Below are 18,444 nucleotides of genomic sequence, written 5' to 3' on the forward strand. Positions count from 1 at the left end.
AGGTTCGAGAACCGCCGATTCTAACGGAAGCCGCGACCGCCGCTGTTGTGCACTGCGCCGCCGCTGCAGTGCGGCGCAGTGCGGCGGTCAGCCGGCGGCGGCCAGCGCCTGGCCGGTGCGGCTGGCGGTGGCGCGTCCGAGCAGGCCGGCCAGCCAGCGGCCGGTTTCGGCCAGTGCCGGCAGGTCCACGCCGCTGTCCAGGCCCAGGCCCTGCAGCAGGTAGACCACGTCCTCGCTGGCGACGTTGCCGCTGGCGCCCTTGGCATACGGGCAGCCACCGGCACCGGACACCGCACTGTCGACCACGCGCACGCCTTCTTCCAGGCAGGTGGCGATGTTGGCGATGGCCTGGCCATAGGTGTCGTGGAAGTGCACGGCCAGTGCCGCCATCGGAATCTCGGCGGCGACCGCCTGCAGCATTGCCCGGGCCTTGCGCGGGGTGCCGACGCCGATGGTGTCGCCCAGCGAGATTTCGTAACAGCCCATCTGATGCAGGGCACGCGCCACCCGCACCACGTCGGCCAGTGGCACCTCGCCCTGGTAAGGGCAGCCGAGTACGGTGGACACGTAACCGCGCACGCGCACGCCATCGGCGGCGGCGCGGCGCAGGATCGGCTCGAACCGGGCCAGCGATTCGTCGATGCCGGCATTGGTGTTGGTGCGGTTGAACGCCTCCGAAGCGGCGGTGAACACCGCCACTTCCTCCACGCCCACCGCACGGGCGCGGTCGTAGCCCTGTTCGTTCGGCACCAGCACCGGGTAGTGGATGCCGGGCCGGCGCTGGATGCCGGTGTAGACCTCGGCGGCGTCGGCCAACTGCGGGATCCACTTCGGGCTGACGAAGCTGGTCGCCTCGATGCTGCGCAGGCCGGTGGCCGACAGGCGGTTGATCAGTTCGATCTTGTCGGCGGTGGCCACCGACTGCTTTTCGTTCTGCAGGCCGTCACGCGGGCCGACCTCGACGATGCGGACGTAGTCGCTCATGCGGCCACCTCGCTGACGGGGCGATGGCAGACCGCCTCGATGTTGTTGCCGTCCGGGTCGAGCACGAAGGCGCCGTAGTAGTCGGGGTGGTACCACGGGCGCAGGCCCGGCGCGCCGTTGTCGCGGCCACCGGCGGCGACGGCGGCGGCATGGAAGGCGTCCACCTGGTCGCGGCTGGCGCAGGCGAAGGCCACGTGCACGCCGTGGCTGGCGGTGCCGCCACTACCGAGCCAGAAGAACGGCTTGCCGTCGCTGCCGAAGCCGATGTGGTCGTGCGCGCCGGTCTGTTCGGCAGTCACTTCCATCACCACACCGATCTGCAGCGGCGCCAGTGCCTGCAGGAAGAAGGTCCTGCTGCGCGCCAGGTCGGCGCTGGTCAAACCAAGATGATCGAGCATGTTCAGGCTTCCGTGACCCAGTGGGGCGCGCTTGTCGAGGAAGGCGCCCAGGCCTTCCTGGCCCTCGGCGGACACCCGCAGGCGCGCGATCAGGGCGGCATTATCCCGATCCAGCGCGTCGCGGTCATGGCTGTCGCGGACCTGCCGGACCAGCTGCTTGGCGGTGGACGAGGCGATCGGGCCGGCCTTGTCGAGCAGGGCCAGCTGCCGCTCCAGCGCCTCATCCAGGCGCTCGGGCTCGACCAGCTGGTGGACCAGGCCGATGCGCAGTGCGGTATCGGCGTCGAAGTGCTCGCCGGTGGCGAACCAGCGCCGCGCCTGGCGCGGGCCGATGGCCTCGATCACGTAGGGCGAGATCACCGCCGGCAGCAGGCCGAGGCGGCTTTCGGTCAGGCCGAAGCGGGCCGAGGTGCTGGCGATGGCGATGTCGCAGCAGGCAACCAGGCCGACGCCGCCACCGAAGGCCGCGCCGTGGACCCGGGCCAGGGTCGGCTTGGGCAGCTCGTCCAGGGTGCGCATCAGCCGCGCCAGGGCCAGCGAGTCCTCGCGATTGTCGGCCTCGCTGGCGGCCGCCATGCCGCGCATCCACTGCATGTCGGCACCGGCCGAGAAGGAGGCGCCGTGGCCGGCGACCACCACGGCCCGGACCGAATCATCGCGGCCGGCGGCTTCCAGTGCGGCGGTCAGCCGGGCGATCAGCCCGGCGTCAAAGGCGTTGTGCAGCTCCGGCCGGTTCAGCCAGAGGGTGAGGACGGCGCCGCTGCGCTCGATCTGCAAAGCATCGTTCATGGGATTCCAGGGTCACTCCATACCTGTATGGATCATAGCGGGCCATTGGTCATGGGCCATGACGCGACGCGGGAATGTTAGAATCGAGAACCATTTACATCCAGCAGAGAACACGCTAGATGACGCTGTCCGAACTGCCGCTGCACGCCTCGGCCGTGGTCGAGTCCGTGCAGGACCTCCATGCCAACGATGCCATCGCCCGTCGCCTGCGCGAGCTGGGTTTCGTGAAGGGCGAGGAAGTGCGCCTGGTGGCCAAGGGCCCGGTCGGTGGCGAGCCGCTGCTGGTGCAGGTCGGGTTCACCCGGTTTGCGCTGCGTATCAGTGAAGCCAAGCGCGTCGTGGTCGACGCCAACCGCCAGGAGCGTCGCGCATGACCGCTGCAACTTCTACCGCGCCCCTGCGCATTGCGCTGGTCGGTAACCCCAACAGTGGCAAGACCGCGCTGTTCAACCAGCTGACCGGCAGCCGGCAGAAGGTTGCCAACTACACCGGCGTCACCGTCGAGCGCAAGGAAGGCCGCCTGCGCGCCGTCCGGTCGCGAGTTCGCCGTACTCGACCTGCCCGGTGCCTACAGCCTGCACCCGGCCAGCCTGGACGAGGCGATCACCCGTGACCTGTGCCGGGGCTTCTACCCGGGCGAGGCTGCACCGGATGTGCTGCTGTGCGTGATCGACGCCACCAACCTGCGCCTGCACCTGCGCTTCGCGCTGGAACTGCGCGAGCTGGGCAAGCCGATGGTGGTTGCGCTGAACATGGTCGATGCGGCCCAGCGCCGCGGCATCCAGGTGGACGTGGCCGCGCTGGAGCGCGAGCTGGGCGTGCCGGTGGTGGAGACCGTGGCGGTGCGCAAGCAGGGGGCCAAGGCTCTGGTCGAGCGCCTCGATGCGATGGTGCCGCACCTGGATGCACCGGTGCCCGGCCCGGAAGGTGGCATCGACTACCACGCCAAGGTGCGCCAGATCCTGTCGGTGGCCGTGCGCATGCCGGCGCGGACCGCGAAGATCGACGACGCGCTGGACCGCTGGCTGCTGCACCCGGTGTTCGGCCTGGTCAGCCTGGCCGTGGTGATGTTCCTGATCTTCCAGGCGGTGTATGCCTGGGCGACACCGTTGATGGATGGCATCGAGGCCGGTTTCGCCTGGCTTGGTGCCTTCGTTGGCAGCGTGCTGCCGGAAGGCCCGTTGGCCAGCCTGCTGACTGACGGCATCATCGCCGGTGTGGGGGGCGTGGTGGTGTTCCTGCCGCAGATCCTGATCCTGTTCTTCTTCATCCTGGTGCTGGAGGAATCCGGCTACCTGCCGCGTGCGGCGTTCCTGCTCGACCGCATGATGGCCGCCGCCGGCCTGTCCGGCCGCTCGTTCATCCCGCTGCTGTCCAGCTTCGCCTGCGCGGTGCCGGGCATCATGTCCACGCGCAGCATCCAGGACCCGCGTGACCGCCTGGCCACGATCCTGGTCGCGCCGCTGATGACCTGCTCGGCGCGCCTGCCGGTGTATGCGCTGCTGATTGGCGCGTTCATCCCGCAGAAGACGGTGTGGGGCGTGTTCAACCAGCAGGGCCTGGTGCTGTTCGGCCTGTATGCGGCGGGCATCCTCAGTGCGCTGGCGATGTCGTGGATCATGAAGAAGTGGCGCCGCGACAAGAGCGAGCACCCGCTGATGCTGGAGCTGCCGTCATACCGGCTGCCGCACGTGCGCGACCTGGCGGTCGGCCTGTACGAGCGGGGCATGATCTTCCTCAAGCGTGTCGGCGGCATCATCCTGGCGCTGACCATCCTGCTGTGGGTGCTGTTGTCGTTCCCGGCAGCGCCGGCGGGGGCCACCATGCCCGCGATCGATTACAGCTACGCCGGCCAGATCGGCCATGCGATGGCGGCGTTCTTCGCGCCGCTGGGCTTCAACTGGCAGATCTGCATCGCGCTGATTCCGGGCCTGGCCGCGCGCGAAGTGGCGGTGTCCTCGCTGGCGACCGTGTACGCGCTGTCCGCAGCCGATGACGATGCCGCCAGCCAGGCGCTGACCCCGCTGATCAGCGACGGCTGGTCGCTGGCCACCGCGCTGTCGCTGCTGGTCTGGTACATCTACGCCCCGATGTGCATCTCGACGCTGGCCACCATCAAGCGCGAGACCAATTCGTGGAAGACGATGGCCTTCTCGGCGTTCTACCTGTTTGCTGCGGCCTACGTGGCGGCGCTGATCACCTACCAGGTGACCAGGGCGCTGGGAGGCGGCTGATGGATACCGGCCTGCTGATCCAGTACCTGATCATCGCGGTGGCCGTACTGGTCAGTGCCTGGGTGGTGTTGAAGAAGCAGTTCCCCGGCACCGTGCGCAAGCTGCGCGGGGCGCTGGCGCTGGCCCTGCTGAAGCCGGGCCGCGCCGCGTGGCTGCGGGCGCTGGGGCGGAAGATCGCACCGCCGGCTAGCGGAGGCGGTGGTGCCTGTGGCGGTTGCGACAGCTGCGGGCCGACGCCGCCCAAACAGCACTGAATGTGTCCTGGTAGGTGCGAACCTTGGTTCGCACACTCCTGGAGTCCATCCACGCATGGCGTGGATCTACTAGACCTCTCTGCGGATGATCGCGCGGAAGCTTCCGTCCTGATTCAACCGCCGCACCGATTCCCGGTTTCCATGCGTTGCCGCGAAGCCCGCCACGTCGGCAAGGGCATCGAGCAGCAGGCCTTTGAACGCGTCGCGATTACCCGCCTCCAGCAGATCGTCCAGGTCCTGCTGGATGAAGGTCCGGCGCAGGCCCGGCGTTTCTTCGATCCGCCAGTCGACATGGGGCGTGGGGATGCTGGAGCGGTACCGGAAAGCCGTTTCAAGATCGTCAGGCGCCAGGGGGTACTCGAGCAGCTCTGGAAAGTAGAGCCCGGCATTCACATAGAAGCCTCGGCTTTCGCTGGCGCGTTGGTGATTGACGACAAGCAGGGCGGCATCCAGCAAGCGGTAACGGGTCGTCGACGTGCCGGCAAAGCCGGTCTTCCTGGCGCACTTGCTGAAGACGGTCGAGGATTTCATGGGTGTTGCCCCGGCTGAAGGGAGGGCCACAGACTTGAAGGGGAGCGTTGCCGCGTCCAGTGGCAAACCCGTCACCGCCGGAGTCGAATAGGCTGACAGGTGCGCGCAGGCGACACCGTACGTCGCGAGGAATGAGCGTCCTCAAGCAAAGGGCATGCAGCGTCACAGTGATGGCGCTTGCCGGAGCAGGCGTGCTGCCGCTAGCCTGCAGGCATGAACCAGACTCCCCTGCGATTGCTCATTCACGGTGCCTCCGGGCGCATGGGCCAGGCCCTGCTGCGGCTGGCCGCCGAACATCCCGAAACCCTGCAGATCGTGGCTGCGGTAACCGGCCGCGCGCCGACCCAGCGCGTGGTCGACGGCGTGCCGTTCTTCGGCGCCAGCGAACTGCCTGGCGCGCCGGTGTTCGATGTGGCGATCGACTTCAGCCTGCCGGAGGGCTTCGACCCGATGCTGGCGCTGTGCGTGGAGCGGGGTGCGGGCCTGGTCTCGGGCACTACTGGCATCTCCAGCACACAGCGGCAGGCGCTGGAGGCCGCGGCGGCGTCCATCCCGCTGGTCTGGGCGTCGAATTTCAGCCTGGGCGTGGCGGTACTGGACGAGCTGGTCGAGCGCGCGGCGCAGGCGCTGGCCGGCTGGGACTGCGACATCGTCGAATCGCACCACACGCAGAAGAAGGACGCGCCGTCGGGTACCGCGCTGACCCTGGGCGCGGCCGCGCAGCGGGGTGGGGCGGAGCCGCATTACGCCAGCCTGCGTGCCGGTGACATCGTCGGCGAGCATCTGGTGCAGTTCACAGGACTGGGTGAGCGCATGGAGCTGGTGCACCGGGCCACCAACCGCGACATCTTCGCCCGCGGCGCCCTGTTTGCCGCCCGCCAGCTGCAGGGCCGCGCCCCGGGTAGCTACCGGGTGCGGGACCTGCTGGACGGCCCCCGGTAACGGTCCAGGCCGATGGTAGATGCCAACCTTGGTTGGCAGGCTTTCCGGGAAGCGCCAACCAAGGTTGGCGTCTACCAGGGTCATGGCGGCCCGCATACGCCGCCGGATTGAAATGAATGCGCAATCGCCTGTTCATGAAGTGCGATAACCGCTGGCGCGAGCGCCCCGGCAGCGCTACAATTCGCACTCGCCGAATCACGAAAGCCGGACCGGTCCCAGACCGCACGTCCGCGCTTTTTTGCAACCGGATTTCCGTGAAGCGCAGGCGTGACTTCGGCAGCCCCCTCGGTAGCCAAAGTGAGATTCCCGTGACCCAAGCCGCAATCCTCGTCCTCGAAGACGGCACCGTATTCGAGGGCGAATCCGTAGGCGCGCCCGGCCTGTCCGTCGGTGAGGTGGTGTTCAACACCGCCATGACCGGCTACCAGGAAGTGCTGACCGACCCGTCCTACGCCCGGCAGATGGTCACGCTGACCTATCCGCATATCGGTAACACCGGCATGACCGACCAGGACAATGAAGCGTCCAAGGTGTGGTCGGCCGGCCTGATCGTGCGCGATGTTCCCCGCCGTCCCAGCAACTGGCGCAGCCAGGTGTCGCTGCAGGACTGGCTGATCCAGCGTGGCGTGGTCGCCATCGCCGGCATCGACACCCGCAAGCTGACCCGCATCCTGCGCGAGAAGGGCGCGCAGAACGGTGCGCTGATGGCCGGTGACATCGACGTGGAAAAGGCACTGGAAGCCGCCCGCAAGTTCCCGGGGCTGAAGGGCATGGATCTGGCCAAGGTCGTCACTACCGAGAAGACCTACACCTGGACCGAGGGCCAGCTGGACCTGGATGCCAACGCCTTCGTCAACGTGCCGGCCAAGTACAAGGTCGTGGCCTACGATTTCGGCGTGAAGACCAACATCCTGCGCATGCTGGCCGAGCGTGGCTGCGAAGTGACCGTGGTGCCGGCACAGACCCCGGCCGCCGAAGTGCTGGCGCTGAAGCCGGATGGCGTGTTCCTGTCCAATGGCCCGGGTGACCCGGAACCGTGCGACTACGCCATCGAAGCGATCAAGACCTTCATCGACGTGAAAATCCCAACCTTCGGCATCTGCCTGGGCCACCAGCTGCTGGGCCTGGCCTCGGGCGCGCAGACCATGAAGATGGGCCACGGCCACCACGGTGCCAACCACCCGGTGCAGGACCTGGACAGCGGCCGGGTGATGATCACCTCGCAGAACCACGGCTTCGCGATCGATGAAGCGACCCTGCCGGCGACCCTGCGCGTGACCCACCGCTCGCTGTTCGATGGCACCAACCAGGGTGTCGCCCGCACCGACGTGCCGGCGTTCTCGTTCCAGGGCCACCCGGAAGCGTCGCCGGGCCCGACCGATGTCGGTCCGCTGTTCGACCGCTTCGTGGTGCTGATGGAGCAGGCCAAGGCGTGATCAGTACGCCGCCGCCCCCCCGGTGGCGTCGCGATGGACCGTAAACCCCGCAACGCTGCTGCCGCTGGCGCGGCGCTGCGGATCAAGATTCCTGATCGACAGCGTGCGATCACCCCCCTTGTCACGCTGTACTGACTTAGAGAAGAAAATGCCCAAGCGCACTGACCTCAAGACCATCCTCATCATCGGTGCTGGCCCGATCGTCATCGGCCAGGCCTGCGAGTTCGACTACTCCGGCGCCCAGGCCTGCAAGGCCCTGCGTGACGAGGGTTACCGCGTGGTGCTGGTCAACAGCAACCCGGCCACGATCATGACGGACCCGGAGATGGCCGACGCCGTCTACATCGAGCCGATCAACTGGCAGACGGTCGAGAAGATCATCGCCAAGGAAAAGCCCGATGCGCTGCTGCCGACCATGGGTGGCCAGACCGCGTTGAACTGCGCGCTGGACCTGGCCGACAACGGCGTGCTGGAGAAGTACAACGTCGAGCTGATCGGCGCCAAACGCGAAGCGATCCGCATGGCCGAAGACCGCGAGCTGTTCCGCGTCGCCATGGGTGAGATCGGCCTGGAATGCCCGACCGCCGCCGTCGCCCATACCCTGGACGAAGCGCTGGAAATCCAGACCCGCGTCGGCTACCCGACCATCATCCGCCCCAGCTTCACCCTGGGCGGCAGCGGTGGCGGCATCGCCTACAACCGCGAAGAGCTGGTCGAGATCGTCAGCCGCGGCCTGGAACTGTCGCCGACCACCGAAGTGCTGGTGGAAGAGTCGGTGCTGGGCTGGAAGGAGTTCGAGATGGAAGTGGTCCGCGATACCGCGGACAACTGCATCATCGTCTGCTCGATCGAGAACCTGGACCCGATGGGCGTGCACACCGGTGACTCGATCACCGTGGCGCCGGCGCAGACCCTGACCGACAAGGAATACCAGCGCCTGCGCGATGCCTCCATCGCCGTGCTGCGCAAGATCGGCGTCGATACCGGTGGCTCGAACGTGCAGTTCGGCATCAACCCGAAGACCGGCCGCGTGGTCGTCATCGAGATGAACCCGCGCGTGTCGCGTTCCTCGGCGCTGGCCTCCAAGGCCACCGGCTTCCCGATCGCCAAGGTCGCCGCCAAGCTGGCCGTGGGTTACACCCTGGACGAACTGAAGAACGAAATCACCGGTGGCCTGACCCCGGCCTCGTTCGAGCCGTCGATCGACTACGTCGTCACCAAGATCCCGCGTTTCGCCTTCGAGAAGTTCCCGGCCGCCGATGCCCGCCTGACCACCCAGATGAAGTCGGTGGGCGAGGTGATGGCAATGGGCCGTACCTTCCAGGAGTCGGTGCAGAAGGCGCTGCGTGGCCTGGAAACCGGCAAGGTCGGCTTCGACCCGACCGGCCTGGACCTGAGCAACGAAGAAGACCTGCAGACCCTGCGCCGCGAGCTGAAGGCCCCGGGCCCGGAGCGCCTGTTCTTCGTCGCCGATGCGTTCCGTGCCGGCATGAGCGTGGAAGAGATCTACGCACTGTCGTTCATCGATCACTGGTTCCTGGACCAGATCGAGGAAATCATCGCTGCCGAGGCTGAAGTCGCTGCTGGTGGCATCGACGCGCTGGACGCTGCACGCCTGCGCAAGCTGAAGCGCGCCGGTTTCTCCGACGCACGCCTGGCGCAGCTGACTGGTACCAACGAAGCCGCCATCCGCGCGCTGCGTCGTGCGCACAAGGTGCGCCCGGTCTACAAGCGCGTCGATTCCTGCGCCGGTGAGTTCTCCACCGGCACCGCCTACCTGTACTCGACCTACGAGGACGAGTGCGAGGCCGCGCCGAGCAACCGCGACAAGATCATGATCCTGGGCGGTGGCCCGAACCGCATCGGCCAGGGCATCGAGTTCGACTACTGCTGCGTGCACGCGGCACTGGCGCTGCGCGAGGATGGCTATGAAACCATCATGGTCAACTGCAACCCGGAAACCGTGTCGACCGACTATGACACCTCCGACCGCCTGTACTTCGAGCCGCTGACCCTGGAAGACGTGCTGGAAATCGTCGAACTGGAACAGCCGAAGGGCGTGATCGTGCAGTACGGCGGCCAGACCCCGCTGAAGCTGGCGCGCGCCTGGAAGCCAACGGCGTGCCGGTGATCGGCACCAGCCCGGACTCCATCGACCTGGCCGAAGACCGTGAGCGCTTCCAGCAGCTGGTCGACAAGCTGGGCCTGAAGCAGCCGCCGAACCGCATCGCCCGCAACGACCAGGAAGCCCTGCTGCTGGCCCGCGAGATCGGCTACCCGCTGGTGGTGCGCCCGAGCTACGTGCTGGGCGGCCGTGCGATGGAGATCGTCTACGGCGAAGCCGACCTGGCCCGCTACGTGCGCGACGCGGTGAAGGTGTCCAACGATTCGCCGGTGCTGCTGGACCGCTTCCTCGACAACGCCGTGGAGTGCGACGTCGACATCATTGCCGATGCCCAGGGCAACGTCCTGATCGGCGGCGTGATGGAGCACATCGAAGAAGCCGGCGTGCACTCGGGCGATTCTTCGTGCTCGCTGCCGCCGTACTCGCTGTCGGCTGAAACCCAGGCCGAGCTGCGTCGCCAGGTGGTGGAACTGGCCAAGGCCCTGAACGTGGTCGGCCTGATGAACACCCAGTTCGCGATCCAGACCAGCGATGAAGGTGCCGACACCATCTACCTGCTGGAAGTGAACCCGCGTGCCTCGCGCACCGTGCCGTTCGTGTCCAAGGCCACCGGCATGCCGCTGGCCAAGATCGCCGCCCGCTGCATGGCCGGCAAGACCCTGGCCGAGCAGGGCGCGACCAAGGAAATCGTGCCGGACTACTACTCGGTGAAGGAGGCGATCTTCCCGTTCGCCAAGTTCCAGGGCGTCGACCCGATCCTCGGGCCGGAGATGCGCTCCACCGGTGAGGTGATGGGCGTCGGCCGCACCTTCAACGCTGCCTTCGCGCGTGCGCAGGAAGCCGGTGGCATCAAGGCACCGCCGGTCGGCAAGGCCTTCGTCTCGGTCCGCGATCCGGACAAGAAGCGCGTGCTGCCGGTGGCCAAGGCGCTGCTGGCGCGTGGCTACAGCCTGGTCGCCACCCGTGGCACCGCCGCGTGGCTGCAGCAGCACGGCATGGACTGCGAGATCATCAACAAGGTGGTCGAAGGCCGTCCGCACATCGTCGACTCGATCAAGAACGGCGAGATCGTCTACATCGTCAACACGACCGAAGGTCGTTCGGCGATCAACGACTCGTTCTCGATCCGTCGCGAGGCGCTGCAGCATCGCGTCACCTACTCGACCACCATTGCTGGCGCCAAGGCGCTGGTGGATTCACTGGAATTCCGCGGCACCGGCCCCGTCTGGTCGCTGCAGGAGCTGCACAAGGAGTTGAATGCATGAGAGCCCCCATCACGATGAAGGGCGCGCAGAAGCTGCGCGACGAGCTGGATCACCTGAAGTCGGTCAAGCGCCCGAAGGTCATTGCGGCCATCGCCGAAGCGCGTGAGCATGGCGACCTGAAGGAAAATGCCGAGTACCACGCCGCGCGAGGAACAGGGCTTCATCGAAGGCCGCATCAAGCAGCTGGAAGGCGAGCTGTCGCACGCCGAGATCATCGACGTGAGCAAGCTCAATGCCGGCTCCAAGGTGGTGTTCGGCGCCAGCGTGACGCTGGCCGACGTGGAAACCGACGAAGAGAAGAAGTACCAGATCGTCGGTGACCTGGAAGCGGACATCAAGCTGGGCCTGATCGCCATCTCCTCGCCGGTGGCGCGCGATGATCGGCAAGCTGGAAGGCGATTCGATCGTGATCGACGCCCCGGCCGGCCAGCGCGAGTACGAGATCGTCAGCGTCAGCTACGTGGACTGACCCGGTGGCAACGGCGACCCTGCTGTTGCCGGCACGCAGCCGCTTTGCCGCGGCTGCGCTGCCTGATGACGTGGCGCGTGCCCTGGGCCGCGCCAACGCCTCGCAGTTTGAAGCCGGCGAGCGGGCACAGCTGCAGCGCCATTTCACGGTCGCCGCGCCGCACTGGCCGGTGGCCGCACTGAGCCGCCAGCGTGACGCCGGCGATGCTGCCGGCGCGAGCTGGCTGCGTGCCGATCCGGCCTGCATGGTGCCGGACATGCACGGTGCGCGGATGATGGCCTATGGCGAAACACTGCGGCCGACGCTGGCCGACAGCCTGGCCCTGCTGCCGGTGCTGCAGCCGTTGTTCGCCGATGCCGGGTTCGTGCTCGACGCACCGGACCCTTCGCGCTGGTACCTGCGGCTTCCGATCGACCTGGCCCTGCCGGACTTCGACAGTCCGGACGAGGTGCTGGGCGATGACCTGTTCTCGCACCTGCCGGAAGGCGAGGGCGGTCGCCGCTGGCGGGCGCTCATGACCGAAGCGCAGGTGCTGCTGCACAACCATTCCTGGAACCAGCAGCGCGCCGCGCAGGGACAACAGCCGATCAATTCGCTGTGGTTCTGGGGCGGTGGCGTGATGCCAGTGTCGGTCAGCACGGCGCATGCGCAGGTGCGCAGTCGTGATGCCCTGCTGCAGGGCCTGGCTCTGGCGGCGGGCGTGGCCGTGGATGGCGAGCAGGCGGTGGATGCACTGGTCGATCTGCGCCAGCTGCGCTCCCTGCAGCAGCTCGGCAATGATGCGATCCGTCCGCTGCTGGCTGCGCTGAAGCGTGGCGAGCTGCAGCGGCTGGTGCTGGATTTCGAGGATGGCCTGCAGTTCCAGTTGGATCGTGGCCAGCGCTGGCAGTTCTGGAAAAAGCCGCGGCAGCTTCACGATTGAGCGGGGTCGGATCCGTTTTCCATCGGAAAACGGTTCTGACCCTGGACGTTTGCCGGGGTTGCCGGCCAGCGGCCGGCACTACCGCAGGAGCCGGGCGCAATCCCGCCAGCCTCTCCCACGCGCGGTATCATCCCTCTGTCTTTCGTAACCGGCGATGCCGATGTCCCTTGCCGCCGATGCCGTGCAGCCCACCTCTGATACGCCGATGATCCGCCGCCGCGATGCGGTCGTGCCCGGCAGCTGGCCGGAGGGCACGCTGCCGCTGCTGGCGCGGCTTTACGCCAGTCGTGGCGCAGGCACACCCGAACTGGCGCTGCCGAAGCTGGGCAGCCTGCATGCGCCCGAGCTGCTGACCGGCATCGATGATGCGGTGGGACTGCTGGTCGAGGCCATCGCCAACGACAAGCGCATCCTGGTGGTCGGCGATTTCGACTGCGATGGTGCTACCGCCTGTGCGGTCGGTGTGCGTGGCCTGCGCATGCTCGGCGCGCAGCATGTCTTCCACGCGGTGCCGAACCGCATGGTGCACGGCTATGGCCTGTCACCTTCACTGGTGGAGGAGTTGGCCGAGCTGCAGCCGGATCTGCTGGTCACGGTCGACCACGGCATTGCGTGCCACGCGGGTGTCATCGCGGCCAAGGCGCGTGGCTGGCGGGTGCTGGTCACCGACCACCATCTGCCGGGCCCGCAGTTGCCGCCGGCAGACGTGATCGTTGATCCGAATCTGGATGGCGATGCCTTCCCCAGCAAATCGCTGGCCGGCGTCGGCGTGATCTTCTACGTGCTGATGGCGCTGCGCCGGCAGATGCGCGAGGCCGGCGTCTTTGCCGATGGCAAGGGGCCGGACCTGACCGCGCTGCTGGACCTGGTGGCGGTCGGCACCGTTGCCGACCTGGTGGCACTGGATCCGAACAACCGTGCGCTGGTCAGTGCGGGCCTACGCCGTCTACGCGCAGGGCAGGGCTGTGTCGGCCTGCGTGCGCTGATCGAAGCCAGTGGCCGTGATGCCGCGCGACTGACCGCCACCGATATCGGCTTCGCACTCGGCCCGCGCCTGAACGCGGCGGGCCGGCTGGAAGACATGGCGCTGGGCATCGCGCTGCTGCTGACCGAAGACCCGCGCCAGGCGCGCGAGATCGCGCAGACGCTGGAGCAGATCAATTCGGAACGGCGCGCCGTGCAGCAGTCGATGACTGACGACGCCGAGCAGGCGTTGACCCGCGTGGTGCTGGACATGGCCGGCCAGCGTCCGGTGGCCGCCTGCCTGTTCGATGCCGATTGGCATCCGGGCGTGGTCGGCCTGGTCGCGTCGAAGATGAAGGATCGCCTGCATCGCCCGGTGATCGCCTTCGCCCCGGCCGAACCGGGCGCCGACACGCTGCGTGGCTCGGCGCGCTCGATTCCCGGCCTGCACATCCGTGACGCACTGGCACTGGTCGATGCGCGGCATCCGGGCCTGATCGAACGCTTCGGTGGGCATGCCATGGCGGCTGGACTGAGCATGCGGCTGGATCACGTCGATGACTTCAAGGCCGCGTTCGTCGGTGTGGTGCTGGAGATGCTCGACCCGGCGGCGCTCCAACAGCAGGTGTTGAGCGACGGCGAACTGGCCGCCGACGAACTCGATCATCGCCATGCCGATGCGCTGCGCCTGGCCGGCCCGTGGGGCCAGGGCTTCCCCGAGCCGCTGTTCGACGGCCACTTCGAAGTGGCCAACTGGCGCGTGCTGAAGGAACGCCACCTCAAGCTGGAACTGCGCCTGCCGGGCGTACCCGGCACGATCAACGCGATCCATTTCGGCGGCTGGCACGGCAACGCGCCATCACGTCACGTCCACCTGGCCTACCGGCTGGCCTGCGATGACTACCGTGGCGGCAGCGCCATCCAGCTGATCGTGGAGCACTGCCTGCCGGTTTGAGCGCCGCTTCGCGAGCGGGGCCGTGGGCGGCGCGCTATGCGTGGATCCAATCAACTGGCCAAGCTCAGGGCGTCACCTCGGTCACCAGCGTCGGCATGTGCCATGCACCCCCAGCCGCGACCAGCCGGCACAGGCCGGAGGTGGATTCATCGGTCTGCACAAAGCGGCGCCCGTCCCAGCCCCAACTCGCGGTGGACCAGCAATCGCCCAAGCCGCGGCCTTTGTGCGCCGAACTGATTACCCGACCATCGTCATCGCCGCCCGATGCGGTCACCAGTGTGGCCTTGAAGGGCGGTGCATCGTTCACTACCCAGTAACCGATGCCTTCGTTGTAGGCGCCACGCCAGCAGAGCGTAGACACCAGCAGGGAAGTCCTCCCCAGCCGGGACACGCGCAGCTCCTGCGGGCCGTCCACCATCGGCAGGCCTTCGGGTGTCAGTGCGACGCAGTCGCCGCCCGGGTTGGCCGCGGCCAGCGCCGCGCGCAGTGCGGGTGAGTGTTCCAGTGCGGCATCGGTGGCTCGTGCCGCCACCAATGGCGCCAGAACCAGCGTAGGCACCGGAAGTGCGGGAGGAACTGAGGCTTCGGCGCGCGACCCCTTGCGCATCAGCGCGCCGGGAGTCTCCAGCCGGCCCTGAAATTCGTCCATCTTCAGAAGCACCGCCGAGGCGCCACGATCGGACAGCGTCCAGCGCTGGCCATCGTTGCCGACCGCCACGATGCGGCTGCTGCGCGCCAGCGAGGCCAGGAGTGCCTTGGTCTGCGCTGTAGACAGTGTCGCCGTGTCTGCGGTCAACGACAGCACGCCCAGATCCTTGCCGTTGATCTGCAGCGACAGCTGTGTCGGCAGCTTGACCTCGTTGTACTGGCCCAGCATCAGTTCGGCGCTGACCGGCTGGCCGGGTCCGCCCTTGCGAGTCAGCAGCACCGACACCGGCAAGTTGCCGCCGACATCGTCCTGGTAGCCGGCGGCGCGGCAGGTACGGGTGTTGTCGCAGGCCAGCATCCAGTCGTAGTGGGCGAAGCGCACCCCTTTCACGCTGCCAGCGGCGGCGGCGCCGGCCAGGACCAGCAGGATCAAGGCAATCAACGGGCGCATGGTGCATCCCTGTGTGGCGAGGACTTCCATGGTGCTGGTTGGAGGGGCGTGTGTCGATGCGAGCACAGGCGCCAACCCCATTACGGTTGCTGGTGCGTTCAAAGGTCCACGATCCCACTGGAGCCCGGTCATGGTCTTCGCCCGTTGCTGCACCGTGTTGTTGCTGGCCCTTGCGGCCTGGCCCGCTGGCGCACAGTCGCCGCCGATCTCCCGGCCGCAGGCCGCCACGCCGCTGCTGATCGTGCCGGCGGCTGAGCAGCCGGTTCAATTACGACACGCCCGCATCGAGGGCGAGGTGCAGGCCGGCATCGCTCAGACCCGGATCACCCTGGAATTCCATAACCCGAACCGGCGCGTGCTGGAGGGTGAGCTGCAGTTCCCGTTGGCCGATGGCCAGCAGATCTCCGGCTTCGCGCTTGATATCAACGGCGAGTTGCGCGAGGCGGTGCCGGTACCGAAGGACCGCGGCCGCCAGGTGTTCGAGGAGATTGCCCGCCGTGGCGTTGATCCGGGCCTGCTGGAACAGACCGCTGGCAACCAGTTCCGCCTGCGCATCTACCCGCTGCCGGCCGGCGGCAGTCGGCGCGTGCAGCTGGTGATGCGTGAGCCGTTGGCCTTCGACGGCCACGGCTGGCAGTGGACGCTGCCGCTGCAGTTCGCCGCCGGTGCAGCCTCGGTTGAACTGAAGCTGCAGGCCCCGGGCGCGACGGCCGCGGGTACGGCGCCCTTCCGCATCAGCGGGGGCCAGCTGCTGTGGCAGGGCAAGGGCGCGCAGTTGCCGCAGCAGCTGCAGTGGAACCTGCCGGCAGCACGTCAGGCGCAGGTCCAGGTGGCGCCCTGGCAGGACGGGCACTACCTGTTGGCACAGCTGCCGGTGGCGGCCAGCAGCACGCCGCGCACGTTGCCCAGCGAGATCGGCCTGCTGTGGGACGGCTCCGGTTCGGCGGGACAGCGCGATCGCTCGCGTGAGCTTGCCCTGCTGGATCGCTACTTCGCTGCGATGGGTGACGGCACCGTGGCCTTGACCGTGCTGCGGGATCGCGCCGAGTCGGTGCGTCGATTCCGTATCCGCGCCGGTAACTGGAGTGAGCTGCGTGCGGCACTGCAGGCCGTACGCCCGGACGGTGCCAGCGCGCTGGCGCAGTGGCAACCAGAGCAGAGGGTGAAGGAATACCTGCTGGTCAGCGATGGCCTGCTGACCTATGGGCCGGAACAGCTGCCGGCGATGGCGCCGGACCAGCGCCTGTTTGCGATCAGCAGCGCCGGTGCGCGCACCGATGCCGTGCGACTGCGTGGTTGGAGCGAAGCGCATGGCGGCCGCTTCGTTGCGCTGGGCAAGGATGTCGATGCGGCGGCGCGCGAGCTGCTGTCGTCGCCGTTGGATGTGCAGGTCGATGCGGGGCGCGGCGTGCAGGACGTGGTGATCGATCGTCGCAGTGAAGCCCATGGCTGGTTGTGGCTGCATGCACGACTGGCGGCCGACGGTGTGCCGATGCGGGTGCGCGTGGGTGGCGGCGAATGGCAGGCGCTGCCCGCCACGCAGAAGAGTGAAGACGGTGAGCTGCTGGCCGGCTTGTGGGCGCAGGCGCGCCTGCAGCAGCTGGCCGCCGACCGCCGTGGCAACCGCGAGGCGATGCAGCGCCTGTCGCAGCAGTTTGGCCTGGTCGGCCCGGACACCTCACTGATCGTGCTGGAGACGTTGGAGGACTACCTGCGCTATGCGATCCGCCCTTCGGGCACGCTGCGCGCCGAGTACGACGCCAGGTTCGCAGTGCAGGTAAGAGATCGCGGCGCTGCTGATCGCCAGCGTCTGGATGAAGTGGCGGCACGCTGGAAGGAGCGCCAGCAGTGGTGGAACCGAAGCTGGCCGAAGGGAGCGCCTCCACAGTTGAAAGGCGGGGCATTGGAAGTGGCCTCCGCGGACTATGCGATGGAATCGGCGCCAGTTGCGATGCTCGCCGCGCCCGCACCTGCCGCTCCGCCTGCCCCCGCGCCGATGGCGGCAGCGGAGCAACGCATGGAAGCCAGCAGCGCGTGCACGTCGCTCGGCGTCTGCATCCAACAAGGCACTGGATCTGATCACGGTCACCGGCAGCCTTGTCGCCACACCCGCTGCCGCCAACGATGGCGAGCTCGGTATCCAGCTGGCGGCGTGGCAGCCGGATTCGGCCGTCGCCCGGCGCTTGCGCCAGGGCCCGGCGTCGCAACTGTACGACCGCTATCTGGCCGAGCGCGATGCACATGCCGACAGCAGCGCGTTCTTCCTCGATGTGGCCGATCTGATGCTGGAGCAGGGCCAGCGCGAACTTGCACTGCGCGTGCTGTCGAACCTGGCCGAGATGGACCTGGACAACCGCCACCTGCTGCGCGTGCTCGGCTACCGGTTGATGCAGGCGGATGCGCCGGCACTGGCGGTTCCGGTGTTCGAGCAGGTGCTGGCGATGGGCCAGGAAGAACCGCAGAGCTTCCGCGATCTTGGCCTGGCACTGGCGGCTGCGGGCAAGCCGCAGCAGGCGTTGGCGCCGCTGTACCAGGTGGTGGTGCGGCCGTGGGACAACCGCTTCGACGGCATCGCCCTGATCGCGCTGGATGAGCTGAACAACCTGGTGGCACGCAGCACGCCACGGCTGGATACCCGCAGCATCGACCCGCGCCTGCTGCAGGCGATGCCGCTGGACCTGCGCGTGGTGCTGTCGTGGGATGCCGACAACAGCGACATGGACCTGTGGGTGACCGACCCGAACGGCGAGCGCGCGTACTACGGCAACCGCCTGACCTATCAGGGTGGGCAGATGTCGCAGGACTTCACTGGTGGCTATGGTCCCGAGCAGTTCTCGCTGCGCAACGCCAAGCCCGGCAAGTACAAGGTGGAGGCCAACTACTTCGGCAGCCGCCAGCAGCTGGTGACCGGTGCGACGACCCTGATGCTGCGCCTGACCACGCACTGGGGCACGCCGAAGCAGAAGGACCAGATGGTTACGATGCGGCTGAAGGATCGTGCCGAGACTGTGCTGGTTGGCGAGTTCGATGTGAAATGATCGATCCCGGGCTTTTGTAGAGTCGAGCTTGCTCGACTGC

Annotated in this window: 10 protein-coding genes and 5 pseudogenes; 10 read left to right on the forward strand and 5 right to left on the reverse strand. The window is 67.6% G+C overall.

Features of this window, described 5'->3' with window-relative positions; translation table 11 throughout:
* Nucleotides 1-87: 87 nt before the first annotated feature.
* The 3 genes and pseudogenes from ACZK2V_RS09980 to ACZK2V_RS09990 form a co-directional block, all read right to left on the reverse strand.
* A complete protein-coding gene (locus ACZK2V_RS09980) occupies nucleotides 88-984 on the reverse strand; it encodes a hydroxymethylglutaryl-CoA lyase (RefSeq protein ID WP_459002433.1) in 897 nt (298 codons plus the stop codon).
* Entirely contained in the window at nucleotides 981-1,382 is a 402-nt protein-coding gene (locus ACZK2V_RS09985; RefSeq protein ID WP_459002435.1) for a VOC family protein, read from the reverse strand. Before ACZK2V_RS09985 ends, ACZK2V_RS09980 begins: the two co-directional genes overlap by 4 nt.
* A gap of 21 nt (nucleotides 1,383-1,403) precedes the next feature.
* Nucleotides 1,404-2,171, reverse strand: a pseudogene (locus tag ACZK2V_RS09990) (enoyl-CoA hydratase-related protein); the annotation flags it as partial.
* Between the two features lie 119 nt (nucleotides 2,172-2,290).
* On the opposite strand from ACZK2V_RS09990, the gene ACZK2V_RS09995 reads away from it, so the two are divergent.
* The 3 genes and pseudogenes from ACZK2V_RS09995 to ACZK2V_RS10005 all read left to right on the forward strand — a co-directional run bounded on the left by ACZK2V_RS09995 (nucleotide 2,291) and on the right by ACZK2V_RS10005 (nucleotide 4,659).
* Nucleotides 2,291-2,545: a FeoA family protein gene (locus ACZK2V_RS09995; protein ID WP_032128790.1), complete on the forward strand. Its 255-nt coding sequence runs from the start codon at nucleotides 2,291-2,293 to the stop codon at nucleotides 2,543-2,545.
* A pseudogene (gene feoB / locus ACZK2V_RS10000) lies at nucleotides 2,542-4,405 on the forward strand (ferrous iron transporter B). The gene ACZK2V_RS09995 and the pseudogene feoB overlap by 4 nt, the downstream one beginning before the upstream one ends.
* The gene (locus tag ACZK2V_RS10005; RefSeq protein WP_486323222.1) at nucleotides 4,405-4,659 is read left to right on the forward strand and encodes a DUF6587 family protein; all 255 of its coding nucleotides are present in this window, start codon (nucleotides 4,405-4,407) and stop codon (nucleotides 4,657-4,659) included. The pseudogene feoB and the gene ACZK2V_RS10005 overlap by 1 nt, the downstream one beginning before the upstream one ends.
* Before the next feature lie 69 nt (nucleotides 4,660-4,728).
* On the opposite strand, the gene ACZK2V_RS10010 is transcribed toward ACZK2V_RS10005, so the two are convergent.
* The gene (locus tag ACZK2V_RS10010; RefSeq protein WP_486323223.1) at nucleotides 4,729-5,190 is read right to left on the reverse strand and encodes a DUF4304 domain-containing protein; all 462 of its coding nucleotides are present in this window, start codon (nucleotides 5,188-5,190) and stop codon (nucleotides 4,729-4,731) included.
* A 261-nt stretch (nucleotides 5,191-5,451) separates the two neighbouring features.
* Here ACZK2V_RS10010 and ACZK2V_RS10015 point away from each other — a divergent pair, with 261 nt between their 5' ends.
* From ACZK2V_RS10015 to recJ, 6 genes and pseudogenes are all read left to right on the forward strand, one after another.
* Nucleotides 5,452-6,132, forward strand: a complete 681-nt coding sequence (locus ACZK2V_RS10015; RefSeq protein ID WP_486323318.1) for a 4-hydroxy-tetrahydrodipicolinate reductase — start codon at nucleotides 5,452-5,454, stop codon at nucleotides 6,130-6,132.
* Between the two features lie 308 nt (nucleotides 6,133-6,440).
* Nucleotides 6,441-7,568 carry a glutamine-hydrolyzing carbamoyl-phosphate synthase small subunit gene (carA, locus tag ACZK2V_RS10020; protein WP_486323224.1) on the forward strand — a complete coding sequence of 376 codons (1,128 nt, stop codon included), beginning with the start codon at nucleotides 6,441-6,443 and terminating at the stop codon, nucleotides 7,566-7,568.
* Nucleotides 7,569-7,716: 148 nt separating this feature from the next.
* Nucleotides 7,717-10,958 (forward strand): annotated as a pseudogene (carB, locus tag ACZK2V_RS10025) (carbamoyl-phosphate synthase large subunit).
* An 8-nt stretch (nucleotides 10,959-10,966) separates the two neighbouring features.
* Nucleotides 10,967-11,427: pseudogene (gene greA / locus ACZK2V_RS10030) on the forward strand (transcription elongation factor GreA).
* A 4-nt stretch (nucleotides 11,428-11,431) separates the two neighbouring features.
* Complete coding sequence (locus ACZK2V_RS10035) at nucleotides 11,432-12,349, forward strand: phosphoglycerate mutase (RefSeq protein ID WP_486323225.1); 918 nt, start codon at nucleotides 11,432-11,434, stop codon at nucleotides 12,347-12,349.
* 160 nt (nucleotides 12,350-12,509) lie between these two features.
* Entirely contained in the window at nucleotides 12,510-14,267 is a 1,758-nt protein-coding gene (recJ, locus tag ACZK2V_RS10040) for a single-stranded-DNA-specific exonuclease RecJ (RefSeq protein WP_486323226.1), read from the forward strand.
* Between the two features lie 64 nt (nucleotides 14,268-14,331).
* Here the strand turns inward: recJ and ACZK2V_RS10045 are convergent, their stop codons facing one another.
* On the reverse strand, nucleotides 14,332-15,366 hold the full coding sequence (locus ACZK2V_RS10045) for a DUF1176 domain-containing protein (protein ID WP_071229310.1): 1,035 nt from the start codon (nucleotides 15,364-15,366) through the stop codon (nucleotides 14,332-14,334).
* Nucleotides 15,367-15,496: 130 nt separating this feature from the next.
* On the opposite strand from ACZK2V_RS10045, the pseudogene ACZK2V_RS10050 reads away from it, so the two are divergent.
* Nucleotides 15,497-18,404: pseudogene (locus ACZK2V_RS10050) on the forward strand (VIT domain-containing protein).
* The last annotated feature ends 40 nt before the right edge of the window (nucleotides 18,405-18,444 follow it).

It is taken from the genome of Stenotrophomonas sp. 93052_Sma (assembly GCF_056481145.1).

What these genes read in the sequence shown, in the direction of transcription:
- ACZK2V_RS09995 (WP_032128790.1), top strand. Translation starts at nt 2,291, where the DNA reads ATGACGCTGTCCGAACTGCCGCTGCACGCCTCGGCCGTGGTCGAGTCC.
- ACZK2V_RS09985 (WP_459002435.1), bottom strand. Translation starts at nt 1,382, where the DNA reads ATGCTCGATCATCTTGGTTTGACCAGCGCCGACCTGGCGCGCAGCAGG.
- ACZK2V_RS10015 (WP_486323318.1), top strand. Translation starts at nt 5,452, where the DNA reads ATGGGCCAGGCCCTGCTGCGGCTGGCCGCCGAACATCCCGAAACCCTG.
- ACZK2V_RS09980 (WP_459002433.1), bottom strand. Translation starts at nt 984, where the DNA reads ATGAGCGACTACGTCCGCATCGTCGAGGTCGGCCCGCGTGACGGCCTG.
- recJ (WP_486323226.1), top strand. Translation starts at nt 12,510, where the DNA reads ATGTCCCTTGCCGCCGATGCCGTGCAGCCCACCTCTGATACGCCGATG.
- ACZK2V_RS10005 (WP_486323222.1), top strand. Translation starts at nt 4,405, where the DNA reads ATGGATACCGGCCTGCTGATCCAGTACCTGATCATCGCGGTGGCCGTA.
- ACZK2V_RS10010 (WP_486323223.1), bottom strand. Translation starts at nt 5,190, where the DNA reads ATGAAATCCTCGACCGTCTTCAGCAAGTGCGCCAGGAAGACCGGCTTT.
- ACZK2V_RS10045 (WP_071229310.1), bottom strand. Translation starts at nt 15,366, where the DNA reads ATGCGCCCGTTGATTGCCTTGATCCTGCTGGTCCTGGCCGGCGCCGCC.